This window comes from Flavobacterium litorale, assembly GCF_019613795.1.
Classification (GTDB): Bacteria; Bacteroidota; Bacteroidia; order Flavobacteriales; family Flavobacteriaceae; genus Flavobacterium; species Flavobacterium litorale.
Genome location: NZ_CP080429.1, coordinates 2676701 through 2691067, shown reverse-complemented (window position 1 = coordinate 2691067; position 14367 = coordinate 2676701). Strand labels below are relative to the sequence as shown.

Here is a 14367-nt window from a genome sequence, read left to right as displayed (position 1 = left end):
GATGTATAAGAAAAATAAATTATTGTATTTAACTATCGTGGTTATTATAGGTTTAGTTTTCGTTATTCTAATGAATAAAAAAAATCGAGAAGACCTTGTTCACGCTCCAAAAATTAGAAAAGAGTTTGGGCTAAAAAATATAAATGTAAAAAAAATATCTTTTGAAAGAAATGGCTTGTTTCTAAACAACAAACAATATAACTCTGGTGGCATTAGCTGGTATTCCGAGTTTCATTTCAGAGATAGTATTGTGCTTTTTGAAGATATTTCTACTCCATTTACATTGAAAAAAAGAAAAAACAATGATACTTTAAAATTAATTAAAGACGATATTGAGTTTTACCTTTTAATTTCTAAAGAGTTAAGGTACGATAAACTTAATTAGGGTCGTTTATAGTTATTGATCTATAGTAAATTACGATTATTCGCTTTACAATGCTTTTGATAACAACCCAATATACTGGGCAGACCCAAGTGGAGCAGATAGTGTCGATGGTATGGACTTTTTTGGAGAAGCCTTTAATAATGCAGGTAGTGGTGTTACTACGTATACAAGTAATGATTCAGGAGGTTTTTCTCAAGTGGGTCATATAAGTGATCAAGAACTCATCGAGAGAGGAGCAATACAAGGACATGATGACCTTTCTGGAGGTGGAGGTGGAAAGAAGAAGAAGGGTAATGTATCAGACATGTTGATGGCTAATAATTCTATCTAACATATACAGATAATCAGGTATTTATAGTAATATTGCAACTAAACTAAAACAACCTTCGGGTTGTTTTTTTATTTTATAATATTTTAAATTGGAAAAAATGGCTTCAAACCAAACTTGGTGTTACAGATGTGTTGGTGAAATTAGTAACATGATAAAATATGGAAAAACAAGTTCAGGTAACCAGAGATACATTTGTAAATTGTGCAGGAAAACAAGAGTTGAAAATTATGCTTATCAAGCATACAAGCCTGATATTGATAAAAGTATCATTCAACTAACAAAAGAAGGTTTGGGAATAAGAAGCACTGCAAGAGTATTGAAAATTTCAACCACAACATTATTAAAGAGGATAGTATTGATTGCTAAAAACATTCAACAGCCAATAATTAGCAAAGGAAAAACCTATGAAGTTGATGAAATATGTACTTATATTAAACATAAACAGAATTTTATTTGGTTAGTGTATGCTTTGGAGAAAGAATCAAAAAGGATAGTTAGTTTTAGAGTTGGTAAAAGAACCAATAAGACATTAAATTACGTACTTTATGCTTTAAAATTGTCAGAAGCTAAAAAGATATTTACAGACAGATTAAAAAATTACAAGTACTTGATTGATGAAAGACTACATTCTATAAAAAGGTTCGGTACAAATCACATCGAGAGGAAGAATCTAACGCTGAGAACTCATCTTAAAAGATTAAACCGTAGAACAATTTGTTTTAGTAAAAGTATGATAGTTTTAACTTCTATTTTGAAGATTTACTTTTGGATTTGAGTAATAAATTGTAAATTTAATTTTTAATAATAGTACACGAAACGGTACACGATTTTCTGAAAATCAATCTTAAAAAGGGCTAAATTTTGCAATAAATCAGGATTCATAACCCTGAGGTCACGGGTTCAAATCCCGTCTTCGCTACTACAGTATAAAGGCTTTTGGACAAATCCAAAAGCCTTTTTTAGTGTTTTATCCTATAGCACTACTTAATTGGAACATTGGTAAATACATCGCTACAAGCAAAACAGCAACCAATACGCCTACGAATAATATGATAAATGGTTCTAAAACGGTAGATAGAATTTTTGATTTTTGCATAACTTCACTATTATACTGTTCGTTAAGTTGATTGAATATATACTCTGTTTGGTTGGTTTCTTCGGCTACTTTTACAAGCGAAATAATTCTGTTATCAAATAGTTTATTATTTTTTAAACTGTCGCTCAAGCTTTCACCTTTCATAATATTTGCTTCTACCTTAACCAGAGCCTCTTGTAATGGTACAAAACGTATCATTTTAGTAACCATCTGGATGCTGTTTAGTATAGGAACTTTTGATGTAGTAAGTAACGTAACTGCCTGCGTAAATTGTGCTAAGTATATTTTACTTATAAAAGGTCCTAAAATGGGAACTTTAAGCATGAATTTATGGCTGATTTTGCGGTAAGTATAATTATTTTTCAAAAATCTGCTAACAACAAAAAGTAATACTATAGCTATTATTAAAAAGCCTCCATATGATTGTGTTGCTTCAGACAACTTAACAATGAGCTGGGTTAGATAGGGCAGCTCCATATTATTCTGCTTAAAGATGTCCTGAAACATGGGTACTACGTAACTAAGCATAAAAATAACTACTAAAATTGCTGTAGATAATACTATGGCTGGATAAGTTAACGCTGCCACTACAATACGTTTTTGTTCGTTTTTACGTTCGTAAAAAATGCCCAACTCCTTACATACCCTATCTGTAGTGCCTGTTTCTTCACCTATCTTTATAGAAAAGTATTCGTATTCAGAGAATTGCTTAGTATCGTATAACGCCTCGGAGAATGGTTTTCCGTTGATTACTTGTTGTAATATACCGTTGAGTAACTCCTTGTCTTTTTCCTTTTTAAATGATTCTATCAGTAATGTTAGTGCTTCTTTTATAGTGATGCCTGCTTTTAAAAGCACAGATAACTCTAAGTAGAAAGCTTGCTTTTTCTTATTAGAAAATCCACCACCAAAAAGTGTAATCTCTGTTTTGAGTAACTTTTCGATATCGCTCATTCCTGATTTTTCGGAATTGGATTTTGGTATATTATCTAATTTAAATGCCATCGTTATTCATATAATGTGTTGCATCATACTGCGTTGATACAAATAGAGTGTGATTTGGAATTTCGTTCTCTGCCGAGATGCTAACAGCATCGATAAATCCAGATTTTACTTCCTTGCCAAGGTAATAAAATTTGTCAATTGCAAGTTTTACATTTATAGTATCGGTATTTCGTAAAACATAATTTTGACTAAAATTGTATATAACCGTATCTGTAACCGATGTTAATATGATTTTATTGTTGGTAGTCACTATTTTGTTGTGCTGATTATAATCTTGCCATATACGCTGCTCAAAAAGGCTTATTTCAGTCGTTTTCTGGAAATTTCGTTCTACAGTTATAATTTGCTTTTGTACTAACCTAAGTACGCTAAAAGCAATACCCACTACTATGGCAGTAATAATCATTACAACCAGCATTTCAGATAGTGTAAACGATTTTATTTTAGCGGGCTGTACCATATATACTGCTTTTACTTACTTCTTTTTTATTTAGCTTGTTTTTTGCATCTGCATATAGCCATATTTTTTCATTGTCTTTTTCTATTTTTAACTCAATTTCCCAGTTATTAAATGTTTCTTGATACGGTAATTGAATATTATCATTTTTGACCTGATATTCAAGCTCATAAATTCTAGTTTCGATATCATGTGTTCTTTTTGAAAAAGAGTTGAATAAAAGGTTATTGAGTATTAAACTGGCAACTATAAAAACAATTACAATAAGTACGGTTGCCACTAGGGTTTCCATCAACGTAGCCGATTTTACTTTTTTTAATAAAGCCATTGTACCGTTGTTTTATTTTCATTTTCAAAAAGTAACCCTCCAAAAACCTCGGGTAATGCCTCACTCGAAATAGTGCCGTTATACAGGTGGTTTACAAATATGGTTGCATCTTCGGTAGCGATAAACTGATTGGTATATACTGTACCAATAACCCTGCCCTTTAACTCCAAATTACCATCACAATATAATTCTCCTTTAACTGTAGCACCCGAACCGATATAGGTATTTACGTTATAGTCGCTTTCTTTTGAGCGTCCTATAAAACATATGCTACCCTTTACAGTTGCACCACCATTTATGTGAATTCTATTTCTTAATTTATCGTATTCCTGATTTGGGGTTATAGGTTCTTCTAATACTATAAGTGCAGATGGGTAGTTTAATTTGCATTGCTTACCAATTTTTATGGTAGTTGTAGCTATACCCTGGAAATTTCCAACAAAGCCATCTTCAACCTCTATAGTGGGCGCAGCCAGTATTACATCGTTTAGCGTTGTGGTATTACGAACTATAATTTTATTGGCTGAACGTATTATTACGTTACCTGTAATAGTTATATTATCTAGTACAATATTTTGCTGAGAGGCTATGCCTTTAGTGGGTTTATTAAAGGAGTTAGTAATAGTGGTGCCTGGGGGTAGCGCAATAGTGTTTTCTTGTTTTGGTACATAGTCGTTAATATAATAACTCAAGATATTTTTGTAGTTGTACTTAAATTTAGGAAGTTCTGAATCACTCTCTTCAACCGTTCCATATATTAATTTATTGCCGTAATAACTATGCCCTTTTATACTGCCTGTTTTAACTCCTTTTTGGGGTAGCATTACTTTACCTTCTATTTTAGTATTACCCACAACTACTAAAGGTCTGAACATGTTTTTTAGGTAGAGTGACAAACGGTTGTTACTGGGTATTGATGTACCTAACAATGCACATTTAGTAAATTCTTTTTTTCGATGCTTGCTCTTTACCCACGCTTTTTCGTAAATGCCCCAATGTGATAGATGCGTGTATATTGATTGATTAATTTCGTTATCTGGAATGCTGAGTTGTAACGTATCGGTATCCGTGCTTTGCTGTTCTAACAATAGTGTAATACCAGAGTTGGATAATTGTATGTTTTGTATTGAAGATTTTGATTGTTCTAAGAAAAATCGGTGTGTGTAAAATAAAATAACAGCAGCAGCTAGTAATAATGCTATAACAACAGCTATAAACAGTGTAAACTGCAAAGCGCCTGAAGTTAGCTTATGCCTCCATTTAAATATCACTGTTGTATTGGTATTTTATTTTTTTGCTTTTTGTATATAACCTCTACGTACTCTCTGTTACCTGTTTTCAGGGTAACGTCAAGCTCGGTATCATTTTCTTTCATTAAAAACGTTTGTCCGTTTATAATTACCATGAATACTTTTACCTCGTTTTTATTGTCTGACACAATCCCTTTATATACTATTCGAGGGAATATGATTGGAGTTGTAACTTTTGGTTTTGGTTTTTTGGTGTTTTTTTTTGCTTTGTTAGGCAAATACATTTTACCCAAAAATGGGTCGCGGTAGTTCACATCTATGGTAAACGTATCTCTTTTAGGTACTGCTATGGGTTTTACAGCATAGTTTGTACTGGTTACAGTATTAGGTAAGTCGGGGCTTGAAAACGAAAAAAACTGATATATAACCATAGCCCATATTAATAGTACTACGGGTAAGAGTATGTATATCGATTTTTTCTTTTTCATTACTGAATCGTAAACTGGTAAGTATCACTTTGTAACCCTTCGTTACCTGCTTCATCAAACGACTGAACATACCAATAATAGGTATTGCCACTTATTAATGCAGATGCATCATACTCGTAAGGGCTTTCTTCTTCACTTTCATGTATTGGCGACCCTGTTAACCCGCTGTTATTATAAATATAAATAACATCTGTTTCGATACTACCCTCAATAGTAGTTCTGGTCCAAGTAAATGTTATATCTTCATTATCGGGTATTTCCGTTGATGACGCGGGTGTGTTGAGTATAGGCTTGTTAGGTTCGGTAGTATCTACTAGTAAATTTCTTGATGAATACAATGTGTTTTGGTCGCCATTACTAGCTCTAACGCGCCACTGGTAATTTCCATCAGGAAAAGCATAACTAAACGTGGTTATTGTTACTTCTTGCTCCTCTACTAAAGCATTACTGCTGGTGTTAAAAATTTGCACATCGTAATTTACAGTACCCAATATGGGTTGCCATACCAAATTTTGAGTAGTAGTATTAGTAATTAAATTATCGGTTGGTGATGTTAATACAACCGTATTACTCTGAAAATCCTCATTGCTTACTACAGTTAACGAGCGTGTAGTAAACGGAGTTTCGTAACTGCTATTAACGCCTTGTACCCGCCACTCGTACTCGCCAATTGCAAGTTGAGTAGTAAATGAAGTGGTATTAATAACAGCATCAGTTACTATTTGTAGTGGATTATTAAAGTTTGGTCGGGCAATTTGTATCCGATACTCTTCAACATACTCAACAGCATCCCAAGTAAATGTAATTCCTGTAGAAAAAAACTGCGCGTTATTTGCAGGGGCTAGTAATACTACTGTTTTATCAGATATATCGTCTTCCAATACAATTTCCTCGCACGATAGTATGAGGAGTAGGGGTAATACGTATAACACTATCTTCTTCATAACCATTACATTTTAAATAAACGCTTTTGTTCTTCTTTTTTTATCTTGGCTTTGGTGTTGCCTTCACAGCCTTTGTTATCTTTAACAATATCGGCAATGTACCACTTATTTCTATCGTTAATTGCCCAACAGAATTTACCAAGTGTATAACCTAAAACAGTAGCTGTAGTTATATCTATTTCGCTCGTTTTTTTGCCTAATTTATATAAGCTAATAACATACTTTTTATCTTGGTTGTTGGTAAGGTAATAGGCATCGGCCATTTTTATGTTTGCTATCAACTCTTTGGGTAATGTAACTACAAGCCCTGTAACTACAGCATTATCTTCAGTATCTTTTAAATAGGTTACAACATTAGTATTGTAGCTACTATTAATTTCGCCAATATAACCTTTTACATCCAATATACTAATGGTTACCAATTCGGGTTTCGTAGCAATACTATCTATGTACTGTAATTGTTGCTTTTTCTGTGTTGCTTTATTCTTATCTTGGTACACATTGTACAACTTTTGGTTAAACGGGTGTACTTGTACATTCAGCCTAACTTTATTTTGAAGTATAGGGAAAGAGTGCGTACTAAAATCATTATCTAATTTAAATAGCGATTTTGCACGACCTATACTCCCTAGCTCGGTAGTAGCCGAAGACACGTTGTATTTAACATCGTTGATTTTAGCGGTTTGGCAGCTTGTTAGGAGCACTAATGCTATTAGGAACGTGTACTTTATACTATTTTTCATTATTGTAAAAATAAACATTTAAGAGCTAAAATTTTAATCTGTACCCTCTTTAACGGTTTCATTTTTTTGCATAATTATTTGTCCCGTTAAATAATTGGTATTGTATTTATAATTTTTCTTTTTCTGGAATGCAACGTGTTTTATAGCACCCAGCGTAACATCGTTTTCTATTGCATTTATTAACAAAAGCATACCATTATAACTTCCTTGCAATGTAAATATGTAACTGGATGTTTTAACCCCATTCTCTGTAATACTATGTGGTTCTTTAAAATCGGTAATTTTTAAATCGTTACGGTTGCTTAGTACTGTTATCTTTTTCAGTAATTCATTCTGGAACGACTCCTTTTCTATAATCGAATACTGTTTTAAAATGGTATCGAGTTGTTTTTCTTTAATAACAAGTTTTTTTACAATATTGGGGTTGTTTATAGCACTTTGTACTAAGGTGTTTTTATCGTTATACGCTTTATAGTATTTAATAGTGTTAGCAAATGCAAAAACATAGCAAATGTATAGGGTAACAACCAACCCTAACAGTAATAATTTATTATTTCTGTTTAGTTTCATTTTGTTGCTATACTTACCGAGAATGTTGTTTTTTTATTCTCTTTACCAAAAGCAGTAATAGTTACATTACTAACTTCATTTAATCGTTCAATATCCGATACCCAATCGGTAAACTCCTGATTGCTTAATAGACTACCCGAAACCGTAATAATGCTGTCTTGAGGCTGTATTGTTTTGCCTTCTTTTATGCGCCTCTCTATGGGGTGATAAATAAATTCGTTTAACGATATTGAAGCGGGTAAACTAGATGTAATTTTATTGATGAGTAATGAACTCCTTGAGGCTGTATTGCCTGCAAAACTTTGCAGTTTATCCTCTTTATTTTTAATCCGTTTTTTTAACTGGTTTATTTTTTCAATTTCAACTTTATTGGCAGAAAGCACTACATCGGCATTATTTGCTTTTTTAAAGTAATGACTAAAAAGCAAAAAATTAATTAACAGTAAACCCAATATAAGTCCAATTCCGTATTGGAGTGTTTTCTCGAAAAAGGCTTTTTGCTTAAAGCTTTCGTTAACGGTATTCCTTAAATCGGTTATACTACCCGATGTTTTATTGCCTAGTATAATTCCTAAAACACTTCCAAAAGATACTATCCAACTGCTTTCTACTGCCAGACCGTTTACATTGTAAACTACGTTTTCGGTACTCGTTAGTGGTAGTAAGCTATTTTCTGTTTCGGATGTATTTACTTGGTGTGTATTGGTTATAATGGAGGGTGTATTGATAAAACCTGAAACGGTACTAAGCGAACATACTCCTAAACTAATACCCGTTATCCTAAAGTATTTACCGAGTATGTTTATTTGCTCATCTACATAACTCCTACGGCATACTGCAATTACAGACGATGTTTCTCTGCGCCATATTTCGTAATAAAAATCGTCCAATTTTATGTTCGGAAAACTTTTATGAACTAATTTTTTATCATTACTATCGGTACTCATTACCTCTTTTTGCAATACGTAACTATTGTTAATTATAAGTACTGCAGGGAGCTTGCTTTTTACTGTTGCTAACGCATCTGTATTTTTAAAAATATCTTTTTCTGCTGTCTCTAAACTTCCTTTTTTACGATTTACTTGTAAAAAAGCATACTGCTCCTCGTTGTTTACCGAAAAACATTCGATACCAACATAGTTATTTCCTAAGAGAATATTTTGCAGATAGGATGCCATTAATAAATAACAGTAGGTTTTATAAGTACAGTTAGCTTTTTGTTAGAGTCCTCTCTTTTTCGTGAGCTAAAAAACCATTTTAAAATAGGGATTCTTGACAAAAGCGGTACTCCAGAGCCAGAATCGTTTTTTACTTTCTCGTCAAGTCCTCCCAACACAATTAAATCTTGGTCCCTAACACGTATTATAGAGGTAAACTCTCTTGAGTTAATTCCTGGAGGCGCGTCGTCTTCAATACGCTCGCTATTAAAACTTGATTGTATAACGCGTATATCTAAAGTTATTTGTCCGTCTCCTGATACCAATGGCTTTATGGATATTGAGAGTTCAGCATCTATGGGTTGGTAATTTCGTATCTCGGATGTTTGCGGTATTTGTGAACCGTAAAAGTTCTGATTGGTTACTACATAGTACGTTGTTTCGCCAATAGATAGTTGTGCTCTGTGCCCATTTAGCGTAGAAAGTCTAGGAGTAGAGCGTATTTTTATATTGCCATTGGCCTCTAAAGCTTTTAGGCTTAAATAAAAATTAGGGATTACATTGCCTACGTTTAATGAACCAAAACCATCAAAACGATTGATTATTTTGTTTATTGTTTGTGCACCGAGTGTTATATCAGCAGACGGGAAAACACTACCCGAGGTGGTTACAGGCTTATCGCCAATACCTGCATCAATACCTGTTTCTATAAGCGAACTCCTGTTTACCTCTAAAATCATTACCTCTATTAGTATTACGGGTACAGGCTTGTCAATATATTTTATAAACGACTCAAAACGCTTAATAGCTTCGGCAGGACCATTAACAATAAAGCTGTTTAACTCTTTATCTATTTTAATATCAAGGTCTGCTTTAACCTCATCAGGAATAATTGTTAGTATTGATTCTGTGTCTCTGCTGTTTTCGTTGTTTCTTTGGTTCTGGTTGTTTTGTCCTGTATTGCTAAGGTTGTTGTTAAAAGAACCATTGAAACTCGTAAATGTAGATTGTGATGTTCTCCCTATAGTTCGCGATGTATCGGGGTCGCCCAATAATTCTATAGAGCGGTGCATTAGTGATACCGATTTTACATTGCGCACCGTTAATTGTGTTTTTGTACCAAAATAATATATGTCGTCCTCCTTTAAAAAAGTATATGCTTCGTTACCCACTCCTTGTAAATTAGAGTTACCATTATTAATTGGCTGACGGGATTGTTGCGCTGTTGGTTGTGCTTGTAAACCCGACTCGAATATTTTTATCAGTAACTCATCAAAAGTTATATTTTTTGCCTTTACTGTTGCATTGCCTGCATTTTCCAACGGGCTGGCTACAAAAAAATCAATCTCTAGTTCAGTACCAATATCGTAAACAATGCTGGCTATGGCTGTATCCTCAAAATCTACTTCTAATAGTTTTCTTTCTTTATCTAATACATTAAAAAAGAAGTTCGATCTGCGTTGTCTTTGTGGTCGGCTTTCACTTATTGTTGTACTACCACTAGGTGCTGGGCCATCCAACTTATCAAACAAATAAAAGTTATCTCTGGATTTTGTTACATACAAATTATTGGCGTATGCTAACTTGTTTAAAGCGGCATCAAAAGGCATATTTTTTATATATACTGTAAGTAACTGGTTTTCCATACCAGGAGTAAAAACAAGGTTTTTACCACTCTCATCCATTATTTTTTTGAAAGAATCGTATAGTTTGTCATCCTTAAGGTTTAATGAAAGTAAGCCGTTATCGTAATCGTAATTTACATCAATTTCCTTTGTTTCGGGTATTGGTGTGGGTTCTGTATAAGGTTTAATTGCCAATATATTCCCTGTAAAATTAATACTGAGTTTATATTGTTTACACAGAAACACTAGCAAGTCGGCTACTGTTACATCGGTAAAATTATTTACAATATTTATTTGTTTAAGTGCAGGGTCTACACTAATATTTACCTTATGAACCTCAGAAACAGCAAGCAGGAAATCGGATAGTGCTGCTTGTTTAATATTAATATTAACTTTTTCTGCTAACCCAGGTGTATCGGGCACAATTACTTCAATATTATTCCTAATTTGTGCTATACGATTATCTTCCTGCCCATAAATAAGGGTAAAAGTGAATAGCATACAGCAAAATAAAAGTTTCCTTATCATATCTTTATATTCCAATATTGGGTAATAGTTGGCAAATTTAAACGTTTTATTCCATCAACAAGGCAAAAACCTCTTCAACTGATGTAACTCCGCTTTTTACCAAGTCAATAGCATTTTTTTTCAAAGTATAAATATTCTTTTCATCTATATACTCATCAATACTTAACGTGTTGGTTTTAATTAAATCCATTAACGTTTTATCTATAGGTAATATTTCATATACTGCTTTTCTTCCTTGGTATCCTGTTTGGTAGCAATGTTCGCAACCCATAGCGGTATAATGCGTGGTAAGGGTAGTAGGAATAATAAACCCCGATGGGAATATAGCATTTTGTATAGGCTGCTCTAATTTGCAATGGTTGCAAAGTTTTCTAACCAATCGTTGTGCAATACTAACATTTAATGTACTAGCAATAAGAAAGGGTGGGACTCCCATATCAATTAATCTGGAAATGGTAGCCCATGCTGAATTAGTGTGTATGGTAGATAGCACTAAGTGACCTGTTAGTGCTGCACGTATAGCCATGTTAGCAGTATCAACATCTCTAATTTCACCCACCATAATTATATCAGGATCTTGTCGTAAAAAAGTTCGTAGGGTCGCTGCAAAATCAAGCCCGATATTCTCTTTTAACTGTACTTGGTTAATACCCTCAAGGGTATACTCAATAGGATCTTCTACAGTAAGTATGTTGGTATTGGACTGGTTTAATTTTTTTAATGTAGCATATAGTGTTGTTGTTTTTCCCGAACCTGTTGGTCCTGATATAAGTACTATACCATTTGGCTTTTTAATTCCTTCTAGGTAGGTTGTAAGTTCGCTTTCGGTAAAACCAACAGAAGCCAAATCGATGTGGCTTGTGTCTTTACTCAAAATCCTTAATACTACTTTTTCTCCGTGTAATGTGGGCAGTACCGAAACACGAATGTCGAAATCTTCGTAATCTGTAGCAACCGTAATACGTCCGTCTTGTGGTAATCGCTTTTCTGATATGTCCAGTTGCGCACGTATTTTTATTTTGTTTACAATAATTGGGTATTCATCGTTATCTATAAAAAACTGTTCTTTTAATTTACCGTCTAACCTAAAACGAACACGCGCTTTGAGTTCATAAGGTTCAAAATGAATATCGCTACTGCCTACTTCTTTAGCACTTACTAATATTTTTTCGAGAAAATCGTTGGAATAATGTATTTCGGATACTCTATCTGATGATGACTTTCGGTAATTTGTAGATAGGTATTTGTTTATGTTTTCAGGAGTTTCCTCGGTTAGGGTTACATTTAACCCAAGTAGTATTAAAAGCTCTGATTTTAATTGCAGAAAATTGGTGTTGTCGGTGAGTAATACCAATTCATCATTAGTATTATTTACTGGTATAATACGATAATGGTATGCCTGCTCTGCATTTATAAGCTGTTGCACTTCTGTAGGGATGGTAAAATTTTGACTCATGATTTAATAAGAGAATAGAAGTTTAGGCACAATGAAAAAAGAAGCTCCGTATACACTTGCAAAAAATAAAGCCATATAACCTGCTAAAGGAACTGTATTAAAAGTGGATTTATTTTTTAAAATTAAATGCATTAGTAACGAAAATATGAGTGAGAAAACCAATAATATGCTATAGCTAACCGTTGCAAATGTAGCAGATAAGAATAGAAACATTAAAATATCCCCCATCCCAATTGCTGCATTTAGGAACTTCTTTTTTAGAATAATGTCTGAATATATTTTTGCAACAATAAGTACAGTTAATGCTATAATTGTATTAATAGCAGTATTTATACTAGCTATGATTAAGTTGGTATTTATGGTGTTAATTGTAAAAGCTATAATACCTAAAACAGGATATAAAAACCAATACACCTGTCTGTCCTTTACATCTTGATAAAAAATTATCAAAAAAATTAAGATAATGAAAACTTTAAGCGTAGCGTCAATCATTAACCACCTGCTTTGGATTTCCGTCTTGGTCAATTTCCCACACATTAAAGATTCCGTTACCATTAAAGTCTGTAACAGCGGTAGCACGTGCTTTAAACTCGCTATTGGTAGCTTGTATTATCTCATAAGTATAATTGGCAGTACCGTTTTCTTGCACTGTTTTAGGAGCTTCAAAATCTATCTCGCTAAACTCCATACTGTATTTAGAGTACATGAAATAATATTGCTTTTCGGCATTATATATAGCTTTTAGCTGTGTTTGTGCTTCTACACTTTTAGCTTTCGTAATGAGTGGCATTAGGTTAGGTAATGCAATTAATAATAGTATGCCTATTATAGCCAGTACAATAAGCATTTCTTGTAAATTGAAAGAAGGTAGTTTTTTTATCTGCTTATCCATTGCCATTCTTCATTTTTAAAAATTTCGTAAACATAGTGAAAAATAGTTACTAATATCAACTTGTAGAAAAAGTCTATTCACTAAAATACAATTATTAATATACAGTTAACGTTAGTTAATTATCAAATAGTATTAATTGAGATACTTTTGTGCCGCATAAAAAAGCTTTTCCAAATCAATTATATTTTTAGGTAATAGGTCAAATTAGTTGATGGTCAATAAATATTATTTATTTTTTTGAAAATCAGTAAACTAAAAAGTAAATAGAATTTGAAAGAGGTGTACTTAATTGTGCATCTTTCTTATCTTAAATGGAATTAAGCGCTTTAAAATGTATTTTTTCGATCTTCGTGGTTTAAATTAGTTGACAGAAAACTATGAAATGTACATCCTGTAAAATCTCAGCTGTAAAAAATGGAAAACAACCCAGTGGAAAACAACGATATTACTGTAAAAATTGTAAAAAAGTTTTCAAAGTACATACCAGTATAAAGCATATCGACTAGGAACAAACGCATTAATAAAAAGACTGTTAGAAGAAGATTGCGGTATACGAAGTATCTCAAGAATCCTGAAAATATCCAAAACAACCGTACTTTCAAGAATGTTAAAAATAAGTACGAAAGTAAAACCTGTAAGTTTCATCACACTTGGCTATAAATTTGAAATTCATAAACTGTGAAGTTTCATAGGTATTAAAACCCGTGTAATATAGATAACCTATGCCATAGAACGAACCACTAAAAAAGTAATTGTATTTCATATTAGTAATAAGATAAAAGAAAATGTCAAACCTTTAGTTAATACCGTATTATCATTAAATCCCAGTAGTATTTATACTAACAGATTGAATATCTATCCAGGTTTGATTTCGAAAGCAATTCGTAAACGATTTCAATATTGTACCAATATCATTGAAAGAACAAATCTTACTTTAAGGATACACATTAAAAGATCAAGCAAAAAAACGATATGTTTTTCAAAAAGTATAATCCATATAGAAATATACTTGAAAATTTATTTTTGGGAATAATTTATATCAATATAAACCGAAGAGACAATTTATAGAATTAGCGATTCTGCTAATTCTCATTGAAAAGAATAAAGTAAAT

16 protein-coding genes and 1 pseudogene are annotated in these 14367 nt (G+C 32.7%); 4 read left to right on the top strand and 13 right to left on the bottom strand.

Annotated features, from left to right (window positions below; genetic code table 11):
• The first annotated feature begins 1 nt into the window (after position 1).
• The 3 genes from K1I41_RS12250 to K1I41_RS12240 all read left to right on the top strand — a co-directional run bounded on the left by K1I41_RS12250 (position 2) and on the right by K1I41_RS12240 (position 1491).
• Positions 2 to 385 carry a hypothetical protein gene (locus K1I41_RS12250; protein ID WP_220640621.1) on the top strand — a complete coding sequence of 128 codons (384 nt, stop codon included), beginning with the start codon at positions 2 to 4 and terminating at the stop codon, positions 383 to 385.
• Between the two features lie 112 nt (positions 386 to 497).
• Positions 498 to 716 (top strand): hypothetical protein, encoded by a 219-nt coding sequence (locus K1I41_RS12245; RefSeq protein ID WP_220640620.1) that lies wholly within the window; start codon positions 498 to 500, stop codon positions 714 to 716.
• A gap of 97 nt (positions 717 to 813) precedes the next feature.
• Positions 814 to 1491, top strand: coding sequence for an IS1 family transposase (locus tag K1I41_RS12240; RefSeq protein ID WP_220640619.1), 678 nt, complete (start codon positions 814 to 816; stop codon positions 1489 to 1491).
• A gap of 192 nt (positions 1492 to 1683) precedes the next feature.
• On the opposite strand, the gene K1I41_RS12235 is transcribed toward K1I41_RS12240, so the two are convergent.
• From K1I41_RS12235 to K1I41_RS12175, 13 genes are all read right to left on the bottom strand, one after another.
• A complete protein-coding gene (locus tag K1I41_RS12235) occupies positions 1684 to 2817 on the bottom strand; it encodes a type II secretion system F family protein (protein ID WP_220640618.1) in 1134 nt (377 codons plus the stop codon).
• Entirely contained in the window at positions 2807 to 3277 is a 471-nt protein-coding gene (locus tag K1I41_RS12230; protein ID WP_220640617.1) for a PulJ/GspJ family protein, read from the bottom strand. Before K1I41_RS12230 ends, K1I41_RS12235 begins: the two co-directional genes overlap by 11 nt.
• Positions 3261 to 3602, bottom strand: coding sequence for a hypothetical protein (locus K1I41_RS12225; protein WP_220640616.1), 342 nt, complete (start codon positions 3600 to 3602; stop codon positions 3261 to 3263). Before K1I41_RS12225 ends, K1I41_RS12230 begins: the two co-directional genes overlap by 17 nt.
• Positions 3590 to 4834, bottom strand: a complete 1245-nt coding sequence (locus K1I41_RS12220; RefSeq protein WP_220640615.1) for a bactofilin family protein — start codon at positions 4832 to 4834, stop codon at positions 3590 to 3592. The genes K1I41_RS12225 and K1I41_RS12220 overlap by 13 nt, the downstream gene beginning before the upstream one ends.
• Positions 4835 to 4869: 35 nt before the next feature.
• Positions 4870 to 5340: a hypothetical protein gene (locus tag K1I41_RS12215; RefSeq protein ID WP_220640614.1), complete on the bottom strand. Its 471-nt coding sequence runs from the start codon at positions 5338 to 5340 to the stop codon at positions 4870 to 4872.
• The gene (locus K1I41_RS12210; protein WP_220640613.1) at positions 5340 to 6284 is read right to left on the bottom strand and encodes a hypothetical protein; all 945 of its coding nucleotides are present in this window, start codon (positions 6282 to 6284) and stop codon (positions 5340 to 5342) included. The genes K1I41_RS12215 and K1I41_RS12210 overlap by 1 nt, the downstream gene beginning before the upstream one ends.
• Before the next feature lie 5 nt (positions 6285 to 6289).
• Positions 6290 to 7027 (bottom strand): hypothetical protein, encoded by a 738-nt coding sequence (locus K1I41_RS12205; RefSeq protein WP_220640612.1) that lies wholly within the window; start codon positions 7025 to 7027, stop codon positions 6290 to 6292.
• A gap of 33 nt (positions 7028 to 7060) precedes the next feature.
• Positions 7061 to 7597: a general secretion pathway protein gene (locus tag K1I41_RS12200; RefSeq protein WP_220640611.1), complete on the bottom strand. Its 537-nt coding sequence runs from the start codon at positions 7595 to 7597 to the stop codon at positions 7061 to 7063.
• The gene (locus tag K1I41_RS12195; RefSeq protein WP_220640610.1) at positions 7594 to 8775 is read right to left on the bottom strand and encodes a PilN family protein; all 1182 of its coding nucleotides are present in this window, start codon (positions 8773 to 8775) and stop codon (positions 7594 to 7596) included. The genes K1I41_RS12200 and K1I41_RS12195 overlap by 4 nt, the downstream gene beginning before the upstream one ends.
• Positions 8775 to 10880, bottom strand: a complete 2106-nt coding sequence (locus tag K1I41_RS12190; RefSeq protein WP_255566938.1) for a type II secretion system protein GspD — start codon at positions 10878 to 10880, stop codon at positions 8775 to 8777. Before K1I41_RS12190 ends, K1I41_RS12195 begins: the two co-directional genes overlap by 1 nt.
• Before the next feature lie 73 nt (positions 10881 to 10953).
• A complete protein-coding gene (locus K1I41_RS12185) occupies positions 10954 to 12363 on the bottom strand; it encodes a GspE/PulE family protein (protein WP_220640609.1) in 1410 nt (469 codons plus the stop codon).
• 3 nt (positions 12364 to 12366) lie between these two features.
• Entirely contained in the window at positions 12367 to 12855 is a 489-nt protein-coding gene (locus tag K1I41_RS12180; RefSeq protein ID WP_220640608.1) for a general secretion pathway protein, read from the bottom strand.
• Positions 12848 to 13255 (bottom strand): prepilin-type N-terminal cleavage/methylation domain-containing protein, encoded by a 408-nt coding sequence (locus tag K1I41_RS12175; RefSeq protein ID WP_220640607.1) that lies wholly within the window; start codon positions 13253 to 13255, stop codon positions 12848 to 12850. The genes K1I41_RS12180 and K1I41_RS12175 overlap by 8 nt, the downstream gene beginning before the upstream one ends.
• A gap of 377 nt (positions 13256 to 13632) precedes the next feature.
• Here K1I41_RS12175 and K1I41_RS12530 point away from each other — a divergent pair.
• Positions 13633 to 14288, top strand: a pseudogene (locus tag K1I41_RS12530) (IS1 family transposase).
• Positions 14289 to 14367 lie beyond the last annotated feature (79 nt).

Bases quoted from the DNA above. Each gene is read 5' to 3' on its own strand.
- K1I41_RS12250 (WP_220640621.1), top strand. From the start codon at position 2: ATGTATAAGAAAAATAAATTATTGTATTTAACTATCGTGGTTATTATA.
- K1I41_RS12245 (WP_220640620.1), top strand. From the start codon at position 498: ATGGACTTTTTTGGAGAAGCCTTTAATAATGCAGGTAGTGGTGTTACT.
- K1I41_RS12240 (WP_220640619.1), top strand. From the start codon at position 814: ATGGCTTCAAACCAAACTTGGTGTTACAGATGTGTTGGTGAAATTAGT.
- K1I41_RS12235 (WP_220640618.1), bottom strand. From the start codon at position 2,817: ATGGCATTTAAATTAGATAATATACCAAAATCCAATTCCGAAAAATCA.
- K1I41_RS12230 (WP_220640617.1), bottom strand. From the start codon at position 3,277: ATGGTACAGCCCGCTAAAATAAAATCGTTTACACTATCTGAAATGCTG.
- K1I41_RS12225 (WP_220640616.1), bottom strand. From the start codon at position 3,602: ATGGCTTTATTAAAAAAAGTAAAATCGGCTACGTTGATGGAAACCCTA.
- K1I41_RS12215 (WP_220640614.1), bottom strand. From the start codon at position 5,340: ATGAAAAAGAAAAAATCGATATACATACTCTTACCCGTAGTACTATTA.
- K1I41_RS12210 (WP_220640613.1), bottom strand. From the start codon at position 6,284: ATGAAGAAGATAGTGTTATACGTATTACCCCTACTCCTCATACTATCG.
- K1I41_RS12205 (WP_220640612.1), bottom strand. From the start codon at position 7,027: ATGAAAAATAGTATAAAGTACACGTTCCTAATAGCATTAGTGCTCCTA.
- K1I41_RS12200 (WP_220640611.1), bottom strand. From the start codon at position 7,597: ATGAAACTAAACAGAAATAATAAATTATTACTGTTAGGGTTGGTTGTT.
- K1I41_RS12195 (WP_220640610.1), bottom strand. From the start codon at position 8,775: ATGGCATCCTATCTGCAAAATATTCTCTTAGGAAATAACTATGTTGGT.
- K1I41_RS12190 (WP_255566938.1), bottom strand. From the start codon at position 10,880: ATGCTATTCACTTTTACCCTTATTTATGGGCAGGAAGATAATCGTATA.
- K1I41_RS12185 (WP_220640609.1), bottom strand. From the start codon at position 12,363: ATGAGTCAAAATTTTACCATCCCTACAGAAGTGCAACAGCTTATAAAT.
- K1I41_RS12180 (WP_220640608.1), bottom strand. From the start codon at position 12,855: ATGATTGACGCTACGCTTAAAGTTTTCATTATCTTAATTTTTTTGATA.
- K1I41_RS12175 (WP_220640607.1), bottom strand. From the start codon at position 13,255: ATGGATAAGCAGATAAAAAAACTACCTTCTTTCAATTTACAAGAAATG.